The sequence below is a fragment of the Microbulbifer weihaiensis genome (assembly GCF_048323715.1).
GTDB lineage: Bacteria > Pseudomonadota > Gammaproteobacteria > Pseudomonadales > Cellvibrionaceae > Microbulbifer.
Genome location: NZ_JBLWFL010000018.1, coordinates 22,119 through 33,853, shown reverse-complemented (window position 1 = coordinate 33,853; position 11,735 = coordinate 22,119). Strand labels below are relative to the sequence as shown.

Here is an 11,735-nt window from a genome sequence, read left to right as displayed (position 1 = left end):
CGCGACGAAGATTTATTGCAATACAGTCCCCCGCCGCCAGGCAAGGCCGCGGGGGAAACCACAAGGAAAGAGGTATCCCATGGAACTCAATGAGTTTTCCAGATCGTCCCTGGCACAAGCCATCAACCTGCACGGCAGACAACTCACCAGCCTGCGTCGATCACTGGAAAAAAGGGTCTTGCTGGATGCCTCTGTCGCCGTGGATGTGAGCCATAGCCTGAGCGATGCCGGCGGCCCCGCGGCCATAGACAGTGGCGATGACAGTGCGCAAGCGCAGCTACAGAAACATAGTGATAAAAACACGGAGGGAAACGACAGCAACCTCGCTGCGGATGCTGCGTCTACGGACCTTGCGGTGCGCCAGGAACTGGTGGTCATCGACCTGCAACTGGATAAGGCCCAGGCGCTGATCGACGATCTCCTGAGCCAGGCGACAGAGATCACCCAGAACGCAGACAGTATTCAGCTGGTCATCGGTGACCGCAGCGTTACCCTGCTGACCCTCGATGGCAATGACAGTCTCGCCACCATCACCGACTTCCTGCAGTCCAGCGGCCAGCGCTATGACGCCGTGCACCTGATATCCCACGGCGGCGCTGGCGGAATCGATGTCGGCGGCGAAGCGCTATCGCTCACCTCGCTGGCGGCGGACGGCAGCGACAACCACCGTGCACAGCTGCAATCCTGGAACGCCAGCCTCAGCGAAAATGCCGATATTTTGCTGTACGGCTGTAACACCGGTTACAGCCTCACCGGTGAACGGTTTATTGCCCAGATTGCCGATCTCACTGGCGCCGATGTGGCGGCCTCGGACGATCCCACCGGCAGTGCGCTGCGCGGCGGCGACTGGGAGCTGGAACAGCAGCAGGGTGATATCGACACCGACATCGTTTTCTCGCAGTTGCTGCAGGGCACCTGGGAAGGGCTGATGGTGGCGACACCCTCTGCCACCGTCGACGCACCCAGCGAAGACTTTATCAACGAGTCCACGGATATCGGTTTTTCCTTTGAAAACGACGGCGACACCACAGGCTACGGCCCGTTTATCGATATTGTCGCCGGCCCCGGGCTGGAGCTTGGCAGTGTCAGCGGTCTCGATGGTGCATCGGTCATTACCTACACCTACGAGGGCGGCCAGTGGGTGGACAGCAATGGCAATGTGGTGGAATACCACCCCTACGATTTCAATCAGACGGGGCTCATTCCCCTGCCACCGGGAGAGGAAGGCTCCACCTGGTATGCCATCCAGCTGCCATTCGGTTCATATTCCCCGGATCAGCCATCATTTGATTTCAATGTCTCCGCCATTCTCGACGAAGCAGCCGGTGCGATAGTGGGTGTGCCGATTCCCATCTGGGTGCGCCCGGGTTTTGCTTACGGCAACGACCCACTGAATAACCCGGATGTGGATCCGCCCATCGTCGGCAACCCGATTGAAACGGAAATCACCCCCACAGTTATTGATGTGGAAAAAGATGCGCTGGATGGCGATGGTGACAACAACTCCATCGGCGATGACGGCGAGACAGTTACCGGCCCCAGCGAGCCGGTAACCTGGCGGGTAACGGTAGATATTGCCAACCTGTCGACGATCGAAAATCTCGTGGTCACCGAGCAGGTACCGAATAACTTCTATTACTTACCGGGCAATGTGGTGGTCACCGATTCCACCGGCGCCACCCTGCAACCGGGCGTGGATTATATTCTTACGGAGCCCCCCGAAGGCGCCAATAACGGATCAGAACTGATCGTCGAGTTCCTCAACCCGATTGAAGGCACCCTCGCCGGCAACGATATCGTGATTACCTATACCGGTTACGTGCCGGACTTCGATGCCGACGGCAACCCCATTGTCATCAATGATGGCGCCAGCGATGCCGTTCGCAACACAGTCAGTATCAGCGGTGACTATCAGGGCGAAACCCTGACCGACTCGGACGATGCCATTATCACCGCGGTGGCCACGGCGCTGCAGAAAGATGTGGTGTTGCTGGAAGACAACGGCGGTGCCGGTATCACGCCCGGGGACCGCCTGCAGTACACGCTGACACTGCAGGTGTCCGATTTCATGCGCCTGAACGATCTGATCCTGTCGGATTCGATTGGCGACGGTCTGCAAATAGACCCGGACTCATTTACCTTCTCACTGTTCCTCAACGGTTCAACCTTCGGCCCGGATGCGCTGGGCAGTGACAATCTTTCCGTGATCGAAAATGCCGGCGGCGATGGCAGTACCGATGTCACTATCAACCTGTCCCAGGAACTCATCGATCGCCTGATCAGCCCGAACGGCGGGCTAAACGGGGATCTGTTTGAAGACACCTCTATTGACGGCACCACCACCATCACCATCACTTACGAAGCCGTGATTCGCGAAACCTACCTCGCCACCGGCGCGCCGGTGAACAATTACGATGTGATCAATAACCAGGCCACCATTGACGGCTCCGCCGAATCTGCCAACGGCGGAGACGTGAGTAACAGCGGCGATGAGAGCGTGGCGATCGCCGGTGCGGAGTTTGAAAAAAGTGTCTATGCGATTGACGACAGCACTGACCCAGCCGATCTCACCGATATTGCTGTCGGCCAGACGGTGACGTTTGCCATCGACATTGACCTTGCCACTCTGGATAACAACGGCCTGGTGATTACCGATTACCTGCCACTGCCAATATTCGAAGCCATTGCCCCGGACTTTTTCGATACAGCGGACGGCACACTGATCCCCGGTATTAACCAGTGGGGCTTTGGCCCCGCGACCGAATTCGACAACTGGCCCGATGGCTATCTCGACGGCATCAACATCACCACCAGCGCCGACGCGGGCAACAACTCCATCACGTGGAACTTTGACCCGATCAGCCAGATCGATTCCATCGGCGGTCACGTGCAGCTGCTGTTTACCGTGCAGGTGCTGGATCAACCGTTTACCGATGGCCTGTTCCTGACCAACGTGGCGCAGGTCTCGGTCAACGGCACCGATGAAACGGTGACCCTGCCACCGGGCGGCATCCAGATCGAAGTGGTGTCACCGGACGTGAACGTGACCAAGGGCGTCATCTCCACCGGTGATGGCGGTGGCGTATTCGATCCAACGCCTACCGGACCGGTTACCTTTGATCCGGCGGGCACCCCCAATGACGGAACCCCGCCCTGGGATGGCACCATCACCAGTGACGACCTGGACACCACCCCGATCGATTCCAACCTCAGCGATATCGATGCCGGCGACACCGTGCGCTTTGCCATCACCCTGGAAAACACCGGCGGCTCCGACGCCTTCAACCTGGTGATCAGCGACACCCTGCCGGACGGGTTTGAAATTCCACCGGGCGGGATCAACCTGCAGATTTATACCGGCGACGGCACCCTGGTGAACTTCACCGGCAACCCGGAAGATTTATTCACCACCGGCATTAACCTGGTGGATCCCTCTGCCGAGGAAGGCGCGCTCAACGAGGGGCGCGATCCGGACACCGGCCCCACCACCGACGGCAGTAACATCATCATCATCACCTACGATTTGATTGCCACCGACACCGTGCAACCGGGGCAGGAAATCGTGAACACCGCGCAGCTTGAGCAATACGGTGGCGTGGATGGGGGCAATGACTACACCGAGGGCAATACGGATATCGACTGGCAGGACGACGCCACCGTGACCATTCTCAACAATGCTGTTGAGAAAGAACTGGTGGAAACCAGTATCAATAGCGACAACAACGCCAATGACGAAGCGGTGATTGGCGAAACCATTACCTACTCACTGACCCTGACCATCGCAGAGGGTGTTACCCCGCTCGCCAGCGTGGTGGATACGCTGGACGACGGCCTGGTATTCCTGGAGGTTCTCACTGTTACCTCCTCGTCCGGGGATATCCTGAACGAAGGCGGCACCCCCTGGAGCCAGAGTGACCTTATCGTTTCTACGGACGGCCAGCAGGTAACCTTCGACCTTGGCAACCTGAACAATATCAACCGCGACAACCTGGTCGATGAAACCATCACCATTACCTATCGGGTGCTGGTGGCCAATGAGGTGGTGAACCAGAGCGGCGACCAGCTGAACAACAACGCGCAGTTTATCTGGGACAGCACAGATGACGGCATCGACAATCCCACGATAAACGACACCGACTCAGCGGAAGTGGTGACCGTAATCGAACCGGATCTGCAGGTGGAAAAAACCCTCTCCAGCAACGACCCGGTTATCGACGCTGGCGACCCGATCCAGTACACCATCGTTATTTCCCACACTGGGTTCTCCGATACGGACGCGTTTGACGCAACCTTTATCGATACACTGCCACCGGAACTGACCAATGTTTCGCTGGCCAGTGCCACGCTTACGGTTAACGGCGTCCCTACCGATGTTTCCGACCTGTTCGTGGTCAACGGCAATACGATCGAAATGGCTGCGGCCCCGAATGATTCCTTTGACCTGCTGCTCGGCGACACCCTGACCCTGGTGATCGATGCCACAGTCGTCAACGATGTGACTCTAGGCTCTGAAGTAACCAACACGGCCACCGTCGACTGGGAAAGCATCGACGGCGATGACCCTAACGAGCGCACCGGTGAAGACGGCGCCGGCGGCGAACTGGATGATTATGAAACCGATGGCAGCTTCCAGTTTACCGTGGCAAATGTCGTCGCCGGCAAGGTCATCCTCAACAGCTCTGTCGAAGATGAGTTCAATGGCCGCACCGAAGCGGTCATTGGCGAAGAGGTCACCTATATCGCAAGCTTTGTGGTGCCCGAGGGCGTGACGTTTGATGCGCAGATCCTGGATACACTGCCGGCAGGAATGGAGTTCGTCAGCTTTGATGGCATCCTGATCGGTGACGATATCGAGCTCATCGGTGGCAGCTTTGGCCCACCCGACATCACTGAAAATACTGATGGCACCACCAGCCTTGATTTCGGTACAGCGACGGTTTCCAACAACGGCAACGACAACATCCCGGATCTGATTTCGATTGTGTACACGGTGCGGGTGACCAATGTCGAGTCCAACCAGGCCGGCGTGGAACTGACCAACAACGCGCAGTTCATTACCGGTGATGACATCGCGGAATCTTCCACCACCATTACCGTCATCGAGCCGGTACTGACCATCGACAAAACCGCCAACATCAGCGAGGGCGACAATGGCGATGAGGTGAGTTACACCATCACCGTCACCAACCCGGACGACGGCAGCAGTACCACCGCCTACGACATCAGCTTCAGCGACCCGCTGCCTCCGGAGCTGACCAATATTTCCTTCACTGCCAGCCTGCAGACACCCTCCGGTACCTCGGATATCTCCGGCTTCTTCGAAATCGTCGGCGGCGAACTGGTACTGAACCCGCAGGCGGAACTGGATTTGATTCCCGGCAGTGTGGTCACCATTACCGTAAACGGCATCCTCGCCAATACCATCGCCGGCGACACCATCACCAACGCCGCGGACGTGGACTGGACCAGCCTCGATGGGGCGGACGAAAACGAACGCACCGGTGAGGATGGCGAAGGCGGCGAACTGGACGATTACGCCACCAGTGACGATGTAATCATCACCGTCACAGCGCCGGAAATCGACAAGATCCTGGTGTCCACTTCGCAGAACGACGACCTCAATGACGACACCGAAGCCACCATCGGCGAGATAGTCACTTTCTCGGTCACCGTCACACTGCCGGAAGCCACCCTGATCGGCCAGATCACCGATGTCTACGGCCCGGGTTTTGAATTTATCGACCTGGTGAGCGTCACCGCGAGCAATCCGGATGCCATCGTCATCGACCCCGATGCCATCACCGTGATCAACGACCCGGCCAACAGCACCGTGGGTTTCGACTTCGGTACCCTGGTCAATACCGATACGGATAACACCACTGAGGAAACCGTCACTTTCGTCTACCGGCTGAGAGTCACCGATATTCCGGAAAATGTGCAGGGCACCACCCTCACCAACGATGCCTCGCTGGATTTTGACAGCAACGCCGACGGTACCCTGGACAGCAGTATCAGCGACGACGCCTCCGTGGATGTGGTCGAACCCCTGCTGGATATCGACAAGGAATTACTCAGCGACACCCCACTCACCCTGGGTGGTATCGCCACCTTCCAGATCACCATCCAGCTGGATCCCGCCAGCGGTGCCGATGCCTACAACGTCACCATCGAGGACGCGCTGCCGCCCTACCTCTCCGGGGTGGAAAATATCCAGATCGACGTGACTGGCGGCTCGCCCACCATCATCGACAATTCCTTGGCGAACTTCCTTTCGCTGGATATCAGCGAAATCGACGCCTCCACGGTGATTACCATTACCGTTGACGCGCGGGTAACCACTGACCCGGCCGCCGTGGGCCAGACCACCACCAACATCGTCGAGGGCGAATACACCAGTCTCGACACCCCCGAGGGCGGCGACGACAGCGACATCGAGCGCGAGTATGACGTCAGCGACGAAGTCACCGCCACGATCGAGGCCGTGGATCTGTTTATCGACAAGGACGATGGCGGCATCGACCTCGACAACCCCGCCGCGCCCGGCGACACCATCACCTACACCATCGACTACGGCAATCGCGGCGAGCTCGATGCCACCGGTGTGGTGATCACCGAAAGCCTGCCGGATTACGTCACCTTCGATCCCGCCGACAACCCGGGCTGGGTACTGGATGGCGATACCCTCACCTTTGAAATCGGCGATCTCGCCGCTGGGGAAACCGGCTCGGTTACCCTGGTCGTCACCGTGATCGACTCGCTGCCCTCTGGCGTGGAAGAAACCAACAACACCGCATCCATCGACGGCGATGAAACGAACGGTACCGACCCCACGCCGGAAGACAACATCGACACGGAGGTGACCCCGCTCGAAGCGGCACCGGATTATGTCATCGACAAGATCGAGCTCTTCGACGACCCGGCAGCACCCGGGGAAACCATCAGCTGGGACATCGTCGTCACCAACGAGGGCAACCAGGACGGCACTGGCGTGGTGGTCACCGACACCCTGCCCACCGGTGACTTTTTCGATGCCGGCTTTATCGCCAGCGACGGCGGAATCGTAGACCTCGATGCCGGCACCGTGACCTGGAACATTGGTGACCTGGCTGTCGGGGAAAGCATCACCCTCAGACTGACCACAACCGTCAATGAAAACGTACCGCCGGTGCTGCTGCCTACGCAGGTCAACTCGGTGGAAGTCACCGACGACGGTGCCAACGGCCCCGACCCCACGCCGGAAAACAACAGTGACAGCGAGCCCTTCGACATCACCCTGGTGGATCTCGCCATCACCAAGGACGACGGCGGTATCAGCACCACTCCCGGCGGCTCGATCACCTACACCCTGAATTACGCCAATCTCGGTGGCTTCCCTGCGGAAGATACGGTCATCACCGAGACCCTGCCGGACAACACGACCTTTGATGCGGCGAACTCTGACCCCCGCTGGGTGGATCAAGGGGACGGCACCTTGACCCTGGATCTCGGCACCCTGGAACCCGGCGACAGCGGCAGTATTACCTTCACCGTGATCGTCGACGACACCCTGCCCGCCGGGGTCGAGGAGATCTTCAATGAAACCGAAATCGACTACGGTGGCGGCAACGGCCCGGATCAGAACATCAGCAACAATACCGATGACGACACCACCCCGGTCATCGCCCAGCCGGATTATGTGATCGACAAGATCGAGAATTTCGACGATCCCGCCCATCCCGGCGACACCATTTCCTGGACTATTGAAGTCAGCAACCAGGGCAATCAGGACGGCACCGGCGTGGTGGTCACCGACACCCTGCCGGACACCAGCCTGTTTAGCGAATTCACCGCCAGCGACGGCGGGGCGATCGATCTGCAGGCCGGCACCGTAACCTGGGATATCGGCGACCTGGCCGCAGGTGAGTCGCTGACTTTCACCCTCACCGCGGTGGTGAGCGACTCAGTGCCCACAGAAATCCCCACCCAGACCAACACTGTGGTAGTGGACGACGATGGCACCAATGGCGAAGACCCGACCCCGGAAAACAACCGCGACGACGAAGACCTGGATATCACCTACGTGGATCTGGCCATCGACAAGGACGATGGCGGCCTCGACAGCGACAACCCGGCGGAACCCGGTGACACCATCGAGTACACCCTGAACTTCGCCAACAACGGTACCGCCGATGCCACCGGCGTGGTGATTACCGAAAGCCTGCCGGATTACGTCACCTTTGATCCCGCCGACAACCCGGGCTGGGTACTGAACGGCGACACCCTGACCTTTGAGATCGGCGACCTCGCCGCCGGCGAAAGCGGATCGGTAACCCTGGTGGTGACGGTGATCGACCCGCTGCCCGCCGGTGTGGACGGAACCAGCAACACCGCCAGTATCGAGGACGACGGTAGTGTCGGCCCGGATCAGAACCTGGTGGACAACACCGATGACGAAGTCACCCCGATCGACGGCCGCCCGGACTATGTGGCGGAAAAGACCGAGAACTTCGAGGATCCGGTCAACCCCGGCGACCCCATTTCCTGGACCATCGAGGTGCGCAATGAGGGCAACCAGGACGGTACCGGCGTGTTCGTCACCGACACACTGCCCGACACCAGCCTGTTCACCAATTTCACTGCCAGCAACGGTGGTGTGATCGACCTGGCCGCGGGCACCGTGACCTGGAATATCGGCGACCTCGCGGTGGGCGAAAGCGTCACCCTCACCCTGTCCGCCGTGGTGGTCGACTCGGTACCTGCCGATGTCGGCCCGCAGACCAACACTGTGGTGGTGGATGACGACGGCAGCAACGGCCTGGATCCCACGCCCGACAACAACCGCGATGACGAGACCCTCGAGATCGTATTTGTCGACCTGTTTATCGACAAGGACAACATGGGCGCGGAGCCCGGCCCCACCGACACCCTGGTCTATACCCTGACCTATGGCAACCTCGGCACCACCACCGCCACCGGCGTGGTGATTACCGAAACCCTGCCGCCGAACACCACCTTCGATGCGGCCAACTCCTCGGCCGGCTGGGTGCAGAACGGCGATACGTTTACCTTTGACGTGGGCAGCCTGGCCCCCGGCGAAGTCGCCAGCATCACCTTTGCCGTAATCGTGGACTACCCGCTGGATCCGACGGTGCAGGAGATCGGCAACACCGCCGTGATCACTGATGATGGTGACAGTGGCCCGGACCAGAACCTGGAGAACAACCGCGATGACGAAGTGACAGACCTGTTCAACCCCGGCCCGAACGTGGACAACATTACCCTGTCACAACTGTACCCCGACTACATCTATCCGCCGCGGGAGTGGGAGCGCCAGGCCCCGGAAATGCACGGCCGCCTGATCTCCAAGGAAACCCAGGACGTGCGGGTCAACCTGCAGGGCGGGCGCAACGGTGGCAACTTCGACCCGGCCTTCGGTTCGGTCGATGGCAAGCACTACCCCAACGACTGGTCGCGGGTATTCCGCAACGACCTCAGTATCGATACCGGTGACAGCACTGGAACTGAGAAATCCAGCCCGCTGGAACTGGATCAGGACACTGGCCGCTATCGCGCCAATACCCTGTTCGGGGAGTTCGAGCGACCGGCGGCGAGCCCGGAGCTGCCGGCCGGTGCAACGGACAGTGCACCGATTCCGGCCCCACTGCCGGCACCGCTGCAGGACGAACCCGTCAATCTGGAGATGGAGCGCAGCGGGGTGCAGAAGCAGCTGGATGAGATCACCCGCGAGATGCACGAATCCCGTGTGTCACCGGTGCTGGCGGCGCTTGCGGCGCTGACCGTCGAGGAGGGACAGCAACAGCCGCAACGACAGTAAGATCTCGGGTAGTATTACGCGCCACTTGCGCAAAATGTCAAAAAACTGACACCATCGTGTCAACTCCGGCCGCAGCAGATGTTTTATGCTGCGGCTGGACACGATCACGCCTGCGCGCACTACCGGTACCTGAGGTACCGGCCCCCGGGCGCCGGAACCAAAATAGCCGGAACAAAAATAAAGGGAATCGCGATGACGACCGACACCATGGCCGACCACAGCCACACCGCAAGCCATTCACCGGCAGAAGCGCCGGAAATAACCCCATCGGAGCAGGCGGACGTGTTACAACAGTTGCTGCAGCGCCAGCGCCAGGCCTACCTGGCCAACCCCATGCCCAGCTATGACCAGCGGGTACAGGATCTCAAGGCCCTGGGGCGCATGATCCGCGACCACCAGGATGAAATCGTGCGTGCGGTGAGCGCCGACTACGGCAACCGCTCCCACCACGAAACCCTGTTTGCCGAGATATTCCCGGCACTCGACGGCATCAAGGACACCATCAAGCGGTTGAAGAAATGGATGAAGCCACAGCGCCGCCATGTGGACTTTACCGCCTTCCCCACCTCCTCCACCAAAGTCATCCCGCAGCCACTGGGCGTGATCGGCGTGATCGTGCCGTGGAACTTCCCGGTGAACCTGTCCTTCGGCCCGCTGATCAACATCTTCGCCGCCGGCAACCGCGCCATGGTGAAAATGTCGGAAAACTCCCGCACCCTCACCGCACTGCTGCAGCGCATCAGCGGTGACTATTTCCCCGAAGACAAGCTGGTGTTCCTCGAGGAAACCGGCGGCGTGGGCATCGAATTTTCCAAACTGAAATTCGACCACCTGCTGTTTACCGGCTCCGGCAATACCGGCCGCAAGGTCATGGCCTCCGCCGCCGCCAACCTTACCCCGGTTACCCTGGAACTGGGCGGTAAATCCCCGGCGATCGTGGGCCCGGATTTTGATATCGACACCGCCTGTGAACGCATCCTGTTCTGGAAGCTGTTCAACGCCGGCCAGATCTGTACCACCGTGGACTACCTGCTGCTGCCGGAAGACAAGGTGGAGGCATTTGTGGAAAAAGCGAAACAACTGTTCCGCAAGCGCTACCCGGACATCCAGAGCCCGGATTACACTGCAGTGATCGACGAGCCGTCTTTCCGCCGCCTGTGGAAAACCCTCGACGACGCGGTTCAGAAAGGCGCAACCGTCATCGACCTCACCGATGGCCAGGGCAGCCGCGACGACGCTATCCAGAAATTCCCCGCGCACCTGGTGCTGAATGTCAGCGAAGACATGGACATCATGCAGCGGGAAATCTTCGGCCCGCTGCTGCCGATCAAGACCTACAAAAACCGCGAAGAAGTGGCCGCATACATCAACAACGGCGACCGCCCACTGGCGATTTACCCGTTCACCAATGATAAAACCCTGCGCGATTTCTACATCGATCACGTGATGTCTGGCGGTGTGAGCGTGAACAATGCGGTACTGCACGTTGGCCAGCACGATATCCCGTTCGGCGGCGTGGGCGAGAGCGGCATGGGCCACTACCACGGCTACGAAGGCTTTATCACCTTCTCCAAACTGCGCCCGGTGTTTTACCAGGGGCCACTGGATCCACTGAAATTCCTGATGCCGCCCTACGGAAACGTAGCGGACAAGATGATGAAACTGATGTTGCGTTTGACTAAGTAAATATGGCTTACGTAGCACGCACTCAGGTGCGAAGGTAAAGTACTGGGTGGAATTTTTCGAAAGCGTCGGCGACACGGACGTCGCCGACGCAGCGTACAGGGATGTATTCACAGCGGCTTCGAAAACTTCCACCCAGTGCTTTACCGCCATGCCTTCGAAAGAACTGCCTCCCACTAGCCTCCCGGCGTAAATTAAACAAAATTGCGATTTCCCCCTATATTTTGTAGGGTTTTCA

Annotated in this window: 2 protein-coding genes; both read left to right on the top strand. The window is 59.3% G+C overall.

Annotated elements, in window-relative coordinates:
- Positions 1-79 precede the first annotated feature (79 nt).
- A complete protein-coding gene (locus ACNKU7_RS16245; protein ID WP_418298055.1) occupies positions 80-9,814 on the top strand; it encodes an isopeptide-forming domain-containing fimbrial protein in 9,735 nt (3,244 codons plus the stop codon).
- Between the two features lie 192 nt (positions 9,815-10,006).
- Positions 10,007-11,500 (top strand): coniferyl aldehyde dehydrogenase, encoded by a 1,494-nt coding sequence (locus ACNKU7_RS16240; protein ID WP_418298054.1) that lies wholly within the window; start codon positions 10,007-10,009, stop codon positions 11,498-11,500.
- Positions 11,501-11,735: the final 235 nt, after the last annotated feature.